At 75.9% G+C, this 16,883-nt stretch carries 9 protein-coding genes; 6 read left to right on the top strand and 3 right to left on the bottom strand.

Annotated features, from left to right (window positions below):
* Positions 1-48: 48 nt before the first annotated feature.
* Positions 49-1,020: an FAD-dependent oxidoreductase gene (locus ABD361_RS18450; protein ID WP_344436494.1), complete on the bottom strand. Its 972-nt coding sequence runs from the start codon at positions 1,018-1,020 to the stop codon at positions 49-51.
* A 163-nt stretch (positions 1,021-1,183) separates the two neighbouring features.
* On the opposite strand from ABD361_RS18450, the gene ABD361_RS18445 reads away from it, so the two are divergent.
* The 3 genes from ABD361_RS18445 to ABD361_RS18435 all read left to right on the top strand — a co-directional run bounded on the left by ABD361_RS18445 (position 1,184) and on the right by ABD361_RS18435 (position 8,789).
* Positions 1,184-2,821 (top strand): ABC-F family ATP-binding cassette domain-containing protein, encoded by a 1,638-nt coding sequence (locus ABD361_RS18445; protein ID WP_344436493.1) that lies wholly within the window; start codon positions 1,184-1,186, stop codon positions 2,819-2,821.
* A 299-nt stretch (positions 2,822-3,120) separates the two neighbouring features.
* A complete protein-coding gene (locus ABD361_RS18440) occupies positions 3,121-7,359 on the top strand; it encodes a Pls/PosA family non-ribosomal peptide synthetase (RefSeq protein WP_344436492.1) in 4,239 nt (1,412 codons plus the stop codon).
* A complete protein-coding gene (locus tag ABD361_RS18435; protein ID WP_344436491.1) occupies positions 7,356-8,789 on the top strand; it encodes a M1 family metallopeptidase in 1,434 nt (477 codons plus the stop codon). Before ABD361_RS18440 ends, ABD361_RS18435 begins: the two co-directional genes overlap by 4 nt.
* Positions 8,790-8,857: 68 nt before the next feature.
* On the opposite strand, the gene ABD361_RS18430 is transcribed toward ABD361_RS18435, so the two are convergent.
* Together ABD361_RS18430 and ABD361_RS18425 are read right to left on the bottom strand one after the other, a co-directional pair.
* Positions 8,858-9,358, bottom strand: a complete 501-nt coding sequence (locus ABD361_RS18430; protein WP_344436489.1) for an inorganic diphosphatase — start codon at positions 9,356-9,358, stop codon at positions 8,858-8,860.
* An 81-nt stretch (positions 9,359-9,439) separates the two neighbouring features.
* Positions 9,440-10,393 carry a DMT family transporter gene (locus ABD361_RS18425; protein ID WP_344436488.1) on the bottom strand — a complete coding sequence of 318 codons (954 nt, stop codon included), beginning with the start codon at positions 10,391-10,393 and terminating at the stop codon, positions 9,440-9,442.
* A gap of 435 nt (positions 10,394-10,828) precedes the next feature.
* On the opposite strand from ABD361_RS18425, the gene ABD361_RS18420 reads away from it, so the two are divergent.
* The 3 genes from ABD361_RS18420 to ABD361_RS18410 are packed head-to-tail and all read left to right on the top strand — an operon-like array spanning position 10,829 to position 16,880.
* On the top strand, positions 10,829-12,385 hold the full coding sequence (locus ABD361_RS18420) for a flavin monoamine oxidase family protein (protein ID WP_344436487.1): 1,557 nt from the start codon (positions 10,829-10,831) through the stop codon (positions 12,383-12,385).
* A complete protein-coding gene (locus ABD361_RS18415) occupies positions 12,385-15,663 on the top strand; it encodes a ferritin-like domain-containing protein (RefSeq protein WP_344436486.1) in 3,279 nt (1,092 codons plus the stop codon). The genes ABD361_RS18420 and ABD361_RS18415 overlap by 1 nt, the downstream gene beginning before the upstream one ends.
* Entirely contained in the window at positions 15,660-16,880 is a 1,221-nt protein-coding gene (locus ABD361_RS18410) for a cytochrome P450 (RefSeq protein ID WP_344436485.1), read from the top strand. Before ABD361_RS18415 ends, ABD361_RS18410 begins: the two co-directional genes overlap by 4 nt.
* The last annotated feature ends 3 nt before the right edge of the window (positions 16,881-16,883 follow it).

Below are 16,883 nucleotides of genomic sequence, written 5' to 3'. Positions count from 1 at the left end.
GGCCGGGAACGGACGGGACGGTACGGTCCCGCCGGGCCGCCGGCGCTGTCAAGGCCGCACCGGAGCCACCCCCTCCACCAGGTCCGCGGCCTCGTGGGCGCACCCCCACGCGACGGTGATCCCCGCGCCGCCGTGCCCGTAGTTGTGCACCACCACCCCGCCGTCCGGCAGCCGTTCGGCTTCCAGCCGTACGGCCGGGCGGGCGGGGCGCAACCCGACCCGGTGGGCGAGCACCCGGGCGCGCCCCACGGCGGGGAAGAGCCGTGCGCAGCGGGCGATGATGGCGTGGGCGGTGCAGGGCGAGGGGGTGCGGTCCCAGACGTGCTCCTGGGCGGTGCCGCCGAGGACGAGCCCGTAGGGCTGCGGGAAGAGGTAGGCCATGTCGGCCCTGCCGGCGTCGTCGGCGGTGAACCATTCGTCGATGCCGGGGTTCTCGACGACGACCAGTTGTCCGCGCACCGGGTGCACCGAGGGGTCGGGGACCAGCCGCCGGGCGCCCAGGCCGGTGCAGTTGACGACGGCGGCGGCCTCGGCGGCCGCCCGGGCGAGCGAGAGGACGGGGCGCAGGACGACCCGGCCGCCCGCGGCGGCCAGCCGGCGGTGCAGGTGGTGCAGGTGGGCGGGCATGTCCAGCAGGGGCAGGTGGGCGCGCACGCCCCGGCCGTGCCCGGGCGGCAGCTCGCCGGCGGTGGCGGCGCGCAGGCCGGGGACGCGGCGGGCCCACGGCCCGAGCTCGTGCGGGGCCGGCCCGGCGTGGGTGCCGGGGACGCGGCGCACGCCGGTCTCCTGCGGGTGCTGCGCCAGCTCGGTCATGACCGCGAGGGAGTGCAGGGCCCAGGCGCCGGCCCGCTCCTCGGGGGCTATGCGGTAGGGCCACCACAGGCCGCCGGCGACGGCGGAGGTGCTCTCGGCCGTGGGCGAGCGCGTCCACACCCGCACCCGGTGGCCGCGCTCGGCCAGGACGACGGCGGTGGTCAGCCCGGCGACCCCGGCGCCGGCCACGATCACATCGCTTGCCATGCGCCGACGGTACCGGCCAACTCCCGTGCACCGGGCGGGTTGTGGCAATACCCCGCACAAGCTCCCGTGCACCGCGGCGCGCCGCGGGATGTTTCCGCCGTCAATGCGGTGCCCCGCACGGGACGCGGGGCGCCGTGCGCGAGCGGTTAGAGTCGGTGGCCTCATGAGTGCCACTCTCGTTGCCAAGGATCTCGCCGCCGGCCACGGCGACCGTACGCTCTTCTCCGGCCTCGACCTCGTGGTCGCGCCCGGGGAGGTCATCGGCCTCGTCGGGGCGAACGGCGCCGGCAAGTCCACCCTTCTGCGCCTGCTCGCGGGCCTGGCCGCGCCGGAGGAGGGCACGCTGCGGCTGAGCCCGCCCACGGCGACCGTGGGCCACCTGCCGCAGGAGCCCGAGCGGCGCGAGGGCGAGACGGTGCACGCCTTCCTCGCCCGCCGCACCGGTGTCGCCGCGGCGCAGTCCGCGCTGGACGCCGCCACCGAGGCCCTGGTCGCCGGCGCGCCGGGCGCCGACGACGCGTACGCCACGGCCCTGGAGCGCTGGCTCGGGCTCGGCGGCGCCGACCTCGACGAGCGGGCCGAGGAGGTCGTCGCCTCGCTCGGGCTGGCGGTCGGCCTGGACCGGCCCATGACCGCCCTGTCGGGCGGCCAGGCGGCCCGGGCCGGTCTGGCCTCGCTGCTCCTGAGCCGCTACGACGTCTTCCTGCTGGACGAGCCCACCAACGACCTCGACCTCCAGGGCCTGGACCTGCTGGAGAAGTTCGTCACCGGGCTGCGCGCGGGCACCGTGCTGGTCAGTCACGACCGCGAGTTCCTGGCGCGCACGGTCGACAAGGTGCTGGAGCTGGATCTGGCCCAGCAGCAGGTGAACCTCTACGGCGGCGGCTACGCGGCCTATCTGGAGGAGCGCGAGACCGCCCGCCGGCACGCCCGCGAGGCGTACGAGGAGTACGCCGACACGCGCGCGACGCTGGAGGCGCGGGCCCGTACGCAGCGCAACTGGATGGACAAGGGCGTGCGCAACGCCCGCCGCAAGGCGACGGACAACGACAAGATCGGCCGCAAGTTCCGGTCGGAGGCGACCGAGAAGCAGGCCGCCAAGGCCCGCCAGACCGAGCGTCTGATCGAGCGGCTGGACGTGGTCGAGGAGCCGCGCAAGGAGTGGGAGCTGCGCATGGAGATCGCCGCGGCGCCCCGCTCGGGTGCGGTGGTGGCGACCCTGCGCGGTGCGACGGCCCGCCGGGGGGCCTTCTCCTTCGGCCCCGTCGACCTGCAGATCGACTGGGCGGACCGCATCGCCGTCGCCGGGGCGAACGGCTCGGGCAAGTCCACGCTGCTCGCGGCCCTGCTGGGCCGGCTGCCGCTGGAGGCGGGCAGCGCGGCGCTGGGGCCGGGGGTGGTCGTGGGCGAGGTGGACCAGGCCCGTGGCCTGTTCTTCGGGCCCGAGACGCTGCTGGACGCCTTCGGCGCGGCGGCGGCGGAGCTGGAGCCGGCGGACGTGCGCACGCTGCTGGCCAAGTTCGGGCTGAAGGCCGCGCACGTGCTGCGGCCGGCCGCCACGCTCTCGCCCGGCGAGCGCACGCGTGCCGCGCTGGCGCTGCTGCAGGCCCGCGGCGTGAACCTGCTGGTGCTGGACGAGCCGACGAACCACCTCGACCTGCCGGCGATCGAGCAGCTGGAGTCGGCGCTGGCGTCGTACCAGGGCACCTTGCTGCTGGTCACCCACGACCGCCGGATGCTGCAGGCGGTGCACACCACCCGCCGTCTGGAGGTCGTGGACGGGCGGGTCCACGAGCGGTAGCCGGCGGCCGGGCGGCGGATGCTGTGGGCCGCCTGTGTGATCCCTGTCCGAAAAGACCCCCAGCCGATGACCAATAGTTGCCCAAGGAAAGGTCATGCCGGCAGGGGCGATCGGCCATGGAATCGGTGGTGGTGAGCCCGTAGCGGCAGCATTTTTGAAGAGCTGATGGGGTTACCAGCGGTCTGTTCGATTTACGGAACGTTGAATACCGGTCCCCGAACCGGGCCGGGGTGAGCACCGTCTGTGGGTGCGGACGTCGCCGGGGCGTCCGTGACGAGAAGCCGAATAGAGGCGCACCGATGCCACCCACCCTTCCGGGCTCCCCGCCCGCAGCGCCCGCCCCCTCCGGGGCGCGGGCGCTGTACCGCGGTGCCCCGCCGCCGGCGGAGCGCACCCTCCTCGACGTGTTCGACGCCACCGCCGCCGCGCACCCGCAGGCGCTGGCCCTGGACACCGGCGCCCAGCGGTTCACCTACCGCGAGCTCGCCGCCCTGGTCACGGTCCGGGCCGAGCGCCTGCGCGCGGCCGGCGCCGGGCCCGGGGACCGGATCGGCGTCCGCATCCCGTCGGGCACCGCGGAGCTGTACGTGGCGGTGCTCGCCGTCCTGCGCTGCGGCGCCGCCTACGTGCCCGTCGACGCGGACGACCCCGACGAGCGGGCCGCGACCGTCTTCCGCGAGGCCGGCGTCTGCGCCGTCCTCGGGGCCGACGGCGCGATGGCCCCCGGTGTCGTGGCGCCGTCCGGCGCACCGCGCCCGCCGGGGACCGGGGACGACGCGTGGATCATCTTCACCTCCGGTTCCACCGGCGCCCCCAAGGGCGTCGCCGTCAGCCACCGCAGCGCGGCCGCGTTCGCCGACGCCGAGGCGGCCCTCTTCCTCAAGGACTGCCCGCTCGGCCCCGGCGACCGCGTCCTGGCCGGGCTGTCCGTCGCCTTCGACGCCTCCTGCGAGGAGATGTGGCTGGCCTGGCGGCACGGCGCCTGCCTGGTGCCCGCCCCGCGCTCCCTGGTGCGCGCCGGCCACGAACTGGGGCCCTGGCTCGTCGAGCACGACATCACCGTCGTCTCCACCGTCCCCACCCTCGCCGCCCTGTGGCCGGTGGAGTGCCTGGACCGCGTGCGACTGCTGATCGTCGGCGGCGAGGCCTGCCCGGCCTCGCTCGTCGAGCGCTTCGCCGTGCCCGGCCGGGAGATGTGGAACACCTACGGGCCCACCGAGACCACCGTCGTCGCCTGCGCCGCCCGGCTGCACCCCGGCGAGCCGGTGCGCATCGGACTGCCCCTGGACGGCTGGCAGCTGGCCGTCGTGGACGAGGCCGGCGAGCCCGTCGCGCTCGGCGAGCAGGGCGAGCTCGTCATCGCCGGCGCCGGCGTGGCCCGCTACCTCGACCCGGTCAAGGACGCCGACCGCTTCCGGCCCAGCGCCGCCCTCGGCAGCCCCCGTGCCTACCGCACCGGCGACCTGGTGCGGGCCGACGCCGAGGGCCTGGTCTTCGCCGGGCGCGCCGACGACCAGATCAAGATCGGCGGCCGGCGCGTCGAGCTCGGCGAGATCGACGCCGCGCTGGGCGCCCTGCCCGGCGTGCAGGGCGCCGCCGCCGCGGTCCGCACGACCCCGGCCGGCAGCCGGCTGCTGGCCGGCTACGTGGTGGCCGGCCCCGGCTGGGACCGGGACCGCGCCAGAGCCCTGCTGGCCGAGCGCCTGCCCGCCGCCCTCGTGCCGGTGCTGGCCGAGGTGCCCGAGCTGCCCACCCGTACCTCCGGCAAGGTCGACCGCGACGCCCTGCCGTGGCCGCTGCCCGACGCCGCCGGCAACGACGCGGGCGAAACGTTGCACGGCACCGCCGCCCGGCTCGCGGACCTGTGGGAGGAACTCCTCGGCATCCGGCCCGGCGCCGGCTCCGACTTCGTCTCCCTCGGCGGCACCAGCCTGGCCGCCGCCCGGCTGGCCTCCGCCCTGCGCGAGCACCACCCCGGCGTCTCCGTCGCCGACCTCTACCGCCACCCCGTCCTGCGGGACATGGCCGCCCACCTCGACACCCTCGCCCCGCGCGAGGCCGTCCGGCGCCCGGTGCGCCCGGTGCGCCGGCGCGCGGGCGCGGCCCAGATCCTCGTCCAGTGCGCGCTGTTCGGCGTCGCCGGCCTGCGCGGGCTGGTGGGCCTGGCAGCCGCCGACAACGTGCTCGGGCTGCTGGCCCCCGAGGCGTGGGCCCCGCACACGTCCTGGTGGCTGGTGCTCGCCGGGTGGCTGGTGCTCTTCAGCGCGCCCTCACGCTTCCTCCTCGGCGCGGGCGCCGCCCGCCTGCTCACCCGGGGCATCGCGCCGGGCACGTACCCGCGCGGCGGCCGCACGCACCTGCGGCTGTGGACCGCCGAACGGGCCGTGGCCTCCTTCGGCGTGCCCGCCCTGCTCGGCACGCCCTGGGCGGCCTGGTACGCCCGGGCCCTGGGGTGTGCGACGGGCCGCGACGTCGCGCTGCACGCCATGCCGCCGGTCACCGGCCTGGCCGCGTTCGGCGACGGCTGCGCCGTCGAGCCGGAGGCCGACCTGGCGGGCTGGTGGCTCGACGGCGACACCCTGCACATCGGTGCCGTGCGCGTCGGCGCGGGCGCCCGGGTGGGCCACCGCAGCATGCTGATGCCGGGCGCCGAGCTCGGTGACGGCGCCGAACTCGCCGCGGGCGGCTGCCTGGACGGCGCCGTTCCGCCCGGCCACCGCTACGCCGGCTCCCCCGCCCGCCCCGACGGCTTCGCGGAGGCGACCGCTCACCACGCGGGCGCCGGGCGCCCGGGAGCAGTGCCCGCGCCCCGCGGGGCCACCGCAGGGGTGGCCGGCGCAGGCGAGGGCACGACGACTGCACACGGGCAGGGCACCGTCGCCGGCACCGGCACGGTGTACGCACCGAGCGGTACCCGCCCCCTCGCGGCGGAGTGGTACCCCGCCGAGCCGCCGGCGGCGTACGCCGCGGCGCAGGCGCACGCGCGCGGCGCCGAGGCGCCGGTGGGGAGCGCAACGCAGGGCGACCGCCCGCAGGCACCCGCCACGCCGCCCCCCGGGCAGGACGCCGCTTGCGTCTCCCACCCGGCCGCGCGCCGGCGCGGCGCAACGGCCGCCGGCCCGGCCGGCAACGCGCCGCGGCCGCGGCGCTCGCGCCGGTGGGACGTGGCCTACGCGCTCGCCCTCGGCGGCGTGCCGCTGCTGCCGCTGCTCGCCTCGCTGCCGGCGCTGGTGGGCGCGTACTACCTCGTCAAGGGCTGCGCCACGCTGACCGAGGCCGCGCTGTGGCTGCTGGCCGCCGTGCCGCCGTTCACGTTCGTCACCACCGTCTGCTGGATCCTGCTGCTGGCCCTGGTGGTACGGGTGCTGGGCCGGGGCATCACCGCCGGCGACCACCCCGCCGACGGCGGGGTCGCCTGGCGGGTGTGGCTGGTGACGCGCCTGCTCGACGGCAGCCGTTCCGGTCTCTTCCCGCTGTACGCGTCCCTGGCCACGCCCGTGTGGCTGCGTCTGCTCGGGGCGCGGATCGGGCGGCGCGCGGAGATCTCCACCGTGCTGCCGCTGCCGTCGCTGCTGACCGTCGAGGACGGGGCGTTCCTCGCCGACGACACCCTCGTCGCGCCGTTCGAACTGCGGGGCGGCCGGATGCGGCTGGGCGCGGTGCGCATCGGCCGCCGGGCCTTCGTCGGCAACTCCGGCATCGTCGGTCCCGGCCGGGAGGTTCCCGACCACGCGCTGGTCGGTGTGCTCTCCGACGCCCCCGAGCGCAGTGAGCCGGGCAGCTCCTGGCTGGGCCGGCCCGCCATGCCGCTGCCGCGGGTGGCCGCGACGCCCGACGCGCAGCGCACCTTCGAGCCGCCCCGGCGGCTGGTCCTGGCGCGTGCCGCGGTCGAACTGTGCCGCGTGCTGCCGCTGATGTGCGGCCTGGCGCTCGCCGAGGCGGTGCTGGTGGCCGAGCAGGACGCCCTGGACGCCGGCGGCCTGCAACTGGCCGCGCTGGTGGCGGTGCCGCTGCTGCTGGCCGCGGGCGTGGCCGCCGCGCTGACGGCGACGGCCGCCAAGTGGCTGCTGGTGGGCCGGTTCAGGGCCGGGAAGCACCCGCTGTGGAGCTCGTTCGTCTGGCGCAACGAGCTGTACGACACGTTCGTGGAGTCCCTGGCGGTGCCGTGGCTCGCGGGGCCGTTCCTGGGCACGCCCGTTCTCAACTGGTGGCTGCGCACCCTGGGCGCGCGCATCGGCCGCGGGGTGTGGTGCGAGACGTACTGGCTGCCGGAGACGGACCTGGTGCACCTCGGCGACGGGGCCACCGTCAACCGCGGGTGCGTGCTGCAGACCCACCTCTTCCACGACCGGATCATGCAGCTGGACGGCGTGCACCTGGCCGAGGGCGCCTCCCTCGGGCCGCACGGCATCGTCCTGCCCGGCGCCACGGTCGGCGCGCACGTCTCCGTCGGCGCCTCCTCCCTGGTGATGCGCGGCGAGAGCGTGCCGGCCGGCACCCGGTGGGCGGGCAACCCCATCGCGGGAGCGGCGGCGTGAACTCTGCGGAGCGCCCCCGGTGCAGCCGCCGCGGCCTGCTGGCGGCCGCGGCGGCACTGCCGGTGAGTGCCGTAGCGGCGCTGTGCGCCGGTGACAGCCGGGGCACGCCGGACGGCGCACGCTACTTCCCGCGCCACGGTTCGTACGGGCACCGCACCCTCGCCTACGACCTGTCGCTCGCCTACGACCCGGGGCGGGCGTGGCTGGAGGGACGGGCCCGCATCCAAGCGGTCGCCCGCGAGCGCACCCGGCGCATCGAACTGGACCTGTCACGCCTGGCGGTGCACGGCGCGCGGCTGGACGGGCAGCCGGTGGCGGTCCGGCGCGAGGGCGGCAAGGTGGTGCTCACGGCGCCGCGCCCGCTGGCGCCGGGCCGGCAGCTGGAGGTCGAGGTGCGCTACGGCGGCCGGCCGGCGCCGCTGGCCAGCCCGTTCGGCTCCATCGGCTGGGACCGCACCGGCGACGAGCACGGGGGCACGCTCGTCGCCTCCCAGCCGCTGGGTGCACCCACCTGGTTCCCGTGCAACGACCGCCCGGACGACAAGGCCGCCTACACCGTCTCCGTGACCGTGCCCCGTGGCCACCACGCGCTGGCCAACGGCACGCTGCGCGAGTGCCGCGAGGACGGCGGTTCGGTGCGCTGGACGTACCACCACCCGGGCCCCATGTCGACGTACCTGGCCGCCGTCTACACCGGCCGGTTCACGCACGACACGCAGCAGCACGAGGTGGCGGGGACGCTGCGCAACGCCTATCCCCCGCACCTGGCGGAGCACGCCCGGCACGACCTGGCGCGCCAGCCGCGGATGCTGGAGCACTTCGCCCGCCTCTTCGGCCCGTACCCCTTCGAGTCGTACGGGGCCGTGGTGGTCGACGCCGAGCTGGGCGCCCCGGTGGAGAACCAGACGCTGTCCGTCTTCGGCCGCAACCACGTCGACGGGCGGCGGGGCTGGGAGACGCTCGTCGCGCACGAGATCGCCCACCAGTGGTTCGGCAACAGCGTGGGGCTGGCCGACTGGCGGCACATCTGGCTCAACGAGGGCTTCGCCACGTACGCCGAGTGGCTGTGGTCGGAGCACCTGGGCGAGGACGACGCGGACACGCTGGCGCGGCAGGCGTGGCAGGAGCTGGCCGGGCGCCGGCAGAACCTGCGCATCGCCGACCCGGGCAGCCGCCGCCTCTTCGACGACCGCGTGTACGTGCGCGGGGCGTGCGCCCTGCACGCACTGCGGCTGGAACTGGGCGACGAGGCCTTCTTCGCGGTGCTGCGCGGCTGGCACGCGGCCCACCGCGGCGGCAGCGCGGACACCGACGCGTTCCTGGCCCACGCCGGGCGCACCGCCGGCCGCGGCGTGGAGCCCATCCTGCTTCCCTGGTTGTACGACAAACGGCTCCCGGCGCTGCCGGACGCCGACGACGCCGGGGCCTGACCGGCGTTCGTAGGGTTCGTGTTCAGGGGTGTAAGGCCCGCGTTCAATGGAGCGTGGGCCTTACCGGCTCACCATTCGGTCTCCTTGCCCGCCGCACGGGCGCGGGCACGGGAGGCGGCGATCTCCGCCTCCGCGGCGTCGCGGCCGGCCCAGCAGGCGGTCTCACTGGCCTTGCCGGGTTCGAGCTCCTTGTACACCTCGAAGAAGTGCTGGATCTCCAGCCGGTCGAACTCCGGCAGGTGCCGCAGGTCGCGCACGTGCTCGTGGCGCGGGTCGGCCGCGGGCACGCACAAGACCTTGTCGTCCTCGCCCTGTTCGTCGCGCATCCGGAACATGCCGACGGCGCGGCAGCGGATGACGATGCCGGGGAAGGTGGGGTCGCCGGCCAGGACGAGCGCGTCCAGGGGCTCCCCGTCGGCGCCGAGGGTGCCGTCGATGTAGCCGTAGTCGGCCGGGTAGCGGGTCGAGGTGAACAGCATCCGGTCGAGCCGGATGCGTCCGGAGTCGTGATCCATCTCGTACTTGTTGCGGCTGCCTTGCGGGATTTCCACGACGACGTCGAAGTCCACGGGCTCCTCCGGGGGTTCGGCCGGAGGACCATGGTGACGCGCGGTGCGTGCCGGGCGCCACGGTGCGTACGGGCCCGCGGCTCAGAGCCCGGGGCGCCCGGGGCGGGTGGAGACCAGGAGGCGCTCGTGGCGCCGTGCGCCCGGCACCGCGGGCGCGGGCGGTGGGGCCGCCGCGGGCACGGGCCCGGGCTGCGGAGCCCGGCGGTCGGCGTCGTGCAGCGTCAGCAGGACCACGCCCGCCGCGGCGGCGGCGCCGGCCAGCGCGGCGAGGACGGCGCCGGGCACCCCCAGGCGGAACTCCTCGCCGCAGGCGGCGAGTCCGACGACCGCGGCGACCACGGGGTTGACGACGGTCACGGTGGCCAGCGGGGCGGCCAGCCCGGCGCCCCGGTACGAGGCCTGGGACAGCAGCATGCCGGTGCAGGCCAGCAGCGCGGTGACGGCCAGGCCCGGGGCGAGGACGGCCGGGTCCGCACCGCGGGCGGCGAAGTCCTCGGCGACGGCCTTGGTGAAGACCGAGGCCATGCCGAACGCGGCGCCCGCCGCGCCGGCCAGCGCGACGGCGCGCACCACCGGCCGGCGGACCCAGCGCCCGGCGAGGGCGAGGACGGCCGTGGCCGCCAGGGCCGCGCCGGCGAGCACGGGCCGCTGGGCGGCCGGCAGGGAGTCGGTGTGCGGCGGGCCGGTCAGGCTCAGCAGGCCCGCGAGCCCGGCCGTGGCCAGCAGGGCGCCGCGCCAGCCGGCGGCGCCGACGGGGCGGTGCACCAGCAGGGCGGCCATGGGCAGCGCGAAGACGATCGTCAGCGCGCCCAGCGGCTGCACCAGGCTCAGCGGCCCGCAGGCGAGCGCGACGACGTGCAGGGCGGCGCCCAGGCCGGTGAGGGCGGCCGCGCCCCACCACCCCGCCCGGCGCAGCGCCGCCCAGGTCCCGCCGGAGGGCGCGCGGGCGGCCACGCGCTCCTGGAGGATGGCCGCCCCGGCGTAGCAGACGGCGGAGACCAGGCTGAGCAGCACGGCGACCAGGAGGGCGCTCACGACCGCCCTCCGCGGCCGGTCGCGGCCGCGCGGTCCGTCCCGCCGGCGTCGTCCTCGCGGCCCGCCCGCCGGGGGCGGACCGTCTCCTGGTGTTCCATGCGTTCCACCTTGCCTTCATCGGCCGCTTTCGTCGTCGTACTTGAGTACGGGCTTTTCGGTACTCCCATCGGAGTACGGGCGGAGTGCGCGAGGGATCACCGGGTGCCGTGTGACGGCGGTGCGGCTCCGCGGACGACGGCGGCGCACGGTCCGTGGGCCGCCCGCACATACCGGGGCCTTATTTTCTGCGTACTTCGTCTAGACATTCGTCGACGCGCCCGGAAAAACCCCGGTCTGATGGCGTGCGACCTGAAATACCATTGCTGCGAGCCCGCTGTTGTGAAATCTCTATGAGGGCTCAAACGGGGGAACGGTAACATTCACGGGGGGACCGCAATGCCCGGCGACGTCTCGATGCACGCTGCCCACCCATTCGAAAAATTCGAACACCAGGGCCGTCGCGTCACCGTCATAGGGGCCGGTATATCCGGCCTCGTCACTGCCTACGAGCTCGAACGACTCGGCTACACCGTCGAGGTCCTGGAGTGCGGCGCACGTATCGGCGGCCGCATCCGCACTCACCGGTTCGGTCCCGGCCCGGACACACCGTCCGTCGAACTGGGCGCCATGCGCATTCCCGCCCACCACCACCGCACACTGGAATACGTCCAGCGGATGCAGCTGGGCGGCGAACTGCGCGCGTTCAGCACTCTGATGTCGGAGGAGAACGCCTATCTCCGCACTCCCGGCGGTTTCCTGCGCATCCGCAACGCCTCCGCGCCACTGCTGGAGAACTTCCGCCGGGAACTCGCCCGGCACTGCCCGGGAAGCAATTCCGAACCCCTTTTCGGCGAACGACGGTACGACGATTCCGTGCTCGTCGTCGGGGCCTGGCTCACGGCCATCGTGGATGCGACCGCGCCCCCGGACCTGCGCACCGACCTGCGCGAGGACCTGCGCCGGCAGCTGCTGGACCTGCTGGCCGGCGTGGACCTCGCCCGGTACCTGCGCGGCCCGGCCGGCGAACGCGTCGACCTGCAGGGGCTCTTCGCCGCCCACCCGGGCCTGCGCGCCGGCTGCAGCCTGCGGCTGAACAGCTTCCTCGACGACATCCTCGCCGAGACCGCCCCCGGCCTGCTGCGGCTGCGCGGCGGCATGGACCGGCTGCCGGCCCGGCTCGCCCGGCAGCTGCGCGGCCCGGTCCTGCGCGAGCACCGGGTCACCGGCCTGGAGGTGCACGAGGACCACGTGGCCGTCCGCGTCCGGGCGGCCGGCCGCACCGGCGTCCGGCGCTCCGACTTCGCCGTGTGCACCGTGCCCTTCCCCGTCCTGCGCCGCATGCGGCTGCGCGGCCTGGACGCGGACAAACTGGCCGTCCTGCGCGAGGTGCAGTACTGCCCGGCCACCAAGGTGGCCTTCCTGTGCCGCACGCCCTTCTGGCGGGAGTCCGGCATCCAGGGCGGGGCCTCCTTCGCGGGCGGCCGCATCCGCCAGACCTACTACCCGCCCGTCGAGGGCATGCCCGGCCGCGGCGCGGCCCTGCTGGCCAGCTACACGATCGGCGAGGAGGCCCGGCGCCTGGGCCGGATGCCGGCGCGCCGGCGCCACCGGCTGGTGCTCGACGAGCTCGGCGCCATGCACCCGGAGCTGACCTCCCCCGGCATGGTGCTGGACGCCGTCAGCATGGCCTGGGGCAGCGACCGCGGCAGCGTGGGCTGCACCACGCGCTGGGGCAGGAACGCCGCCGAGAGCGAGAGCGAACGCCTGCGCGCCGCACGGCCGGTGGGCCGGCTGTTCTTCGCGGGCGAGCACTGCTCGACGGCACCCGCCTGGATCGAGGGCGGGATCGAGTCGGCGCTGCGGGCCGTCGAGGAGCTCGTCCGCTTCGAGCCCGTCCGCCGCCGCCCGGCCGTGCCCGCCCCCGGCCGGCCCCGACCCGCGGGAGCGCTGTGATGAGCGTCTTCGACCTGCCCCGGCTGCACTTCGCCGGCACCGCCACCGCCAAGCTGCCCACCGGTCCGCGCTGCGGACTGTTCGACCTGGCCTCCGGCCGGGCGCTGACCGACGAGGGCCCCTTCCCGGCGGAGCGGCCCGCCCGCGAGTACCACGCCTACCTGCAGCAGCGCGGCCCGCGTTTCGACAGCGCGGGCCGGCTGCGCCCCGACGGGGAGTTCAGCGCCGCCAAGGGCTGGAACTTCGACGGCAACGGGCACTTCCTGATGGACGCCCGCGTCGTCGCGGCCGAGGGCCCGCACGCCGGGCCCGGCGACCCCCCGGACACCACCGACCCGGTCGTCGGCCGCTGCGTCGACGTCTGGGGCCACTACAACCCCTACCTGCACACCACCGTCAACCGCGCCCGCGTCTTCGACCTCGATCCCGCCTCGCACTGGACGACGGCCCTCATGGTCGGCCGGTTCGGCTTCGGCCGCCTGGGCCGCTCGCACGACGAGGGGTACATGCTCTCCGGGCCCGTCGAGGGCCACCAGCCGCCGCGCTGGGTCGGCTTCCGCCGCATCCTCGACGTCGGCGAGCACGCCCTGGCCCGTCAGCTGCGCTACAGCGCGGTGCACCAGTTCGTGGTCGCCTGCGAGAGCGCCGCGGACGGCAGCGGCTGGCTGCCGGCCGCGGACCTCTCCCCCACCGTGCGCGCGCTGCGGGAAGCGGTGCACGGCGGCGCCGACGGCCTGGTGGTGCAGTTCGCCCTGGACGCCATGGCCTCGCCGCCCGCTCCCGACACCCCCTGCGTCTTCCGCGTGCGCGGCACGATCGCCCCCTGGTACGCCGGTGAGCTGCGCAGCTACCCCGCCGGCCGGCTGCTGGCGCCGGCCGGCGGGGGGCACGGCGCGCTGCACCACATGACCGTGCAGCTGGCCGCCGACCGCGCCGTGCTCAACATGGTCACCGCCGTGCCGCACACCTCCCGCGCCCCGCAGCCCGGCCCCGGCCCTCTGCACCGGCTCGGGCCCCCGCTCGACGCGGGCGACCTGGAGCTGCGCACCGCCCGCTCCGGCCGGCTCGTCGCCCGCCTGCCGGCCGGCTCGTACGGCGGGGAGGCGACGTCCGGCATCGTCACCGTGCCGGCCTCGGCCTGCCCGGAGGCGGACGACGAGCCGCTGCTCCTGCTCGGCTGCCCGCCCGGCTGCGAGCAGCGGGTGCTGCTGGCCGAGCGGGAGGTGAACGTCCAGAGCGACGAGGCGGTGGTGGTCCTCCACCACCGCGACGCGGCGCGCGAGCAGGACCACGCCGTGGAGGTGCCGGTGCGCGCGTTCGTGCGCGGCCGCCCGGCCGGTGCCACGGACGTGCACGTGCGGCAGTACTACAACCCGCGGGCACTGCCGGCCGATCGCCTTGCGGGGGCCCCGCGGGCGCGGTGCGACGACGCTGTCCTGCTGGGGGTGGGCACGGGCAAGGACGCCTACGCGCCCGCGTGCACGCTGCGCACGGACGAGGCCGGGTACGGGCTGCTCGTCCTGCGCGGCGAGCGGGCGGGCGCCTGCCGCGTGCTGCTGGGCACCGCTCCCGGCGACGGCCCGCCCGTCGATGCGGAGGCACCCGGCTCGGCCTGGGCGGCGTACGACGACGAGGACGCGCTCGGGTACTGGGCGGGTGCCGGCTGGCTGGCCGTGCGCGTCCTGCCCGACGACTGGTACCTGGACGACGTGCCGCGCGAGCAGGTCGACTTCGAGCTGCTGCACCGGGAGGTGTTCGCGCCCTACGAGCAGCTGTCGACGTTCATGCGCTCGGAGGTCTTCAGCCTCGCCGACCGCTGCAAGGTGGAGACGTACGCCGAGCTGGCCTGGCAGATGTGCGATCCGCGCAACAAGCCCCGCACGTACTACATGCCGCCCACGCGCGACCTGTCCGACCCCAAGGCCCGGCTGCTGCTGGCCTACCTGCGCAACCTGCAGACCCGCCAGCGCCCGCCCCTGACCGTCCCGGCCGTGGCGGGCACCAAACCGGCGATCAGCACCCGCGGGGAGCTGTGCCGGACGCTGCGGCAGGCCGCCACCTTGGAACTCGCCGTCACCCTCCAGTACTTGTACGCCGCTTTCTCCGTGCCCACCCACGGGGCGGGCCTGGAGTACGTACGCCGAGGTGAGTGGACGCCACGGCAGCTGGAGCTCGCCTGCGGACAGGGAGGAGCGCATCTGGACGACGGGATGCGGGGCACGCTGCTGGAGGTGGCCCGCGAGGAGATGATCCACTTCTTGCTGGTCACCAACATCCTGGCGGCCACAGGGGAGCCCTTCCACGTCCCGCTGGTCGACTTCGGCACGCTGAACGACGAACTGCCGGTACCGCTGGACTTCGCGCTGGAAGGGCTCGGTGCCGCCAGTGTGCAGCGCTACATCGCCATCGAGCAGCCCGCCGCTCTGGTGCCCGAGGTGCGGCAGGCACAGGGCTCCCGGCCGGCCCCGCCGCCGATCGGCTTCACCTGGAGCTCCATCAGCGAGCTGTACGCGGGCATCAGGGAGGGCCTGCAGCGCGTCCCGGACCTGTTCCTGGTGGACAAGGGCCGCGGCGGCGGCGAACACCACCTGTTCCTGCGCGAGTCGGTCAACAGCGTCCACCCGGACTACCAGCTGGAGGTCGACGACCTGGCCAGCGCCCTGTTCGCGGTCGACCTGATCACCGAGCAGGGCGAGGGCGGCGTCCTGGGGACCACCGCCGACTCGGACACCTCGCACTTCCGCAGCTTCCTGCGGATGGGCGAGGCGCTCACCGCCGAGCGCGTCCCCGGCCCGCACGGCCACCTGCTGCCCTGGAGCCCCGCCTATCCGGTGCTGCGCAACCCCACCCTCGGCCCCGGCGGCGGCGCCAAGGAGGCGATCACCGCACCCCAGGCGCGGGCGGTGGCCCGGCTGTTCAACCGCTCGTACCACCTGATGCTGCTCTTGATGGTGCAGCACTTCGGTCAGAGCCCGGACGGCAGCCTGCGCCGCTCGAAGCTGATGAACGCCTCCATCGACGTGATGACCGGCATGATGCGGCCGCTCGCCGAACTGCTGGTCACCCTGGAGTCCGGGCGCCGCGGCCGCACCGCCGGCCCCACCTTCGAGCTGGACGCGGCGCCCGCCCCCGTGCCCCGCCCCGACGTCGCCCGCCGCGCGCTCGCCCTGCGCTTCGGGCACCTCGCCGCGGCGGCCCGCGCCTGCGAGCCGGTACCGCGGCAGGTCGCCGACATGGCTGCCTTCTACGCCGACTTCTTCGGGGGGAACGGACCGTGAGCGCCGACGGCGGGCTGCCCGCCTTCCGCACGCAGGACGTGGACCTGCGCGACCCGTACGCCCGCTACCGCCCCTACCGGGAGCAGGATCCGGTGCACCGGGCCGGGGACACCTGGTACCTCTTCCGCCACGACGACGTGGCGCGGGTGCTCACCAGCCGCTCCTACGGGCGCGGCGCGCTGCCGGCCCGGCTGCCGGCGCAGTACGCGCACCTGCGGCGCGTGGTCGGCAACTGGATGGTCTTCATGGACCCGCCGCAGCACACACGGGTGCGCGCGCTGGTGGCCAGGAGCTTCACCCCGCGCATCGTCGAGTCCCTGCGCCCCCGGATCCGCCGGCTCGCCGCCGACCTCGCCGCCGAGCTGTCCCGGCAGATCGCCGCGGACGGACAGGCCGACCTGGTGGAGACCTTCGCCGCTCCCCTGCCCATCCTCGTCATCAGCGAGCTCCTCGGCGTCCGGCCGCAGGACCGCCCCTGGTTCCGGGCGCAGGCGGTGGACCTGCAGCAGGCCACCAGCTCCCGGGTGGCCCGCCGGGCGGACGGGTACGCGGTGGCGGACGCGGCCGCGCGCGAGCTCGCGGCCTACTTCCGCGCCGAACTCGCCGGGCGCCGCGCCGGGGCCCGCCCCCACGCGGACGACCTCATCGCCGCGATGCTGCGCTCGGAGGAACACCTGCCGCTGGGCGACGACGCCCTGGTGGGCACCTGCATCCACCTGCTGACCGCAGGTCACGAGACCACCACCAACCTGCTGGCCAAGGGGCTGACGGCCCTGCTCGCCCACCCCGGCCAGCTCGCCGCGCTGCGGGCGGACCCGCGGCTGCTGCCGCAGGCCGTGGAGGAGCTGGTGCGCTACGACTCGCCCGTGCAGATCGTCAACCGGTGGGCGGTGGCGGACGACGAGATCGGCGGGCGGCGGATCGGTGAAGGCGAGAAGGTGGCCCTGGTCGTCGGTTCGGCCAACCGGGACGCCGCCCGCTTCGCCGATCCCGACCGGCTCGACATCCACCGCGACGCACGCCGGCACTGCGGTTTCGGCATGGGCCTGCACTACTGCGTGGGCGCGCCCCTGGCCCGGGCCGAGGCGGAGATCGGCCTGGAAGAGCTGCTGCGGACCGGCCCCGGCCTCACCGTCGCCCCCGGCCCCGAGGCCGTGGTCTACGCCCACGACCTCGTCTTCCACGGCCCGGAGCGGCTCCTGGTGCGCCGGGCCTGAAGC

The organism is Streptomyces luteosporeus, assembly GCF_039532865.1.
Classification (GTDB): domain Bacteria; phylum Actinomycetota; class Actinomycetes; order Streptomycetales; family Streptomycetaceae; genus Streptomyces; species Streptomyces luteosporeus.
The sequence above is the reverse complement of the archived record's forward strand: the minus strand, read 5'-3'. Positions and strand labels throughout refer to the sequence as shown.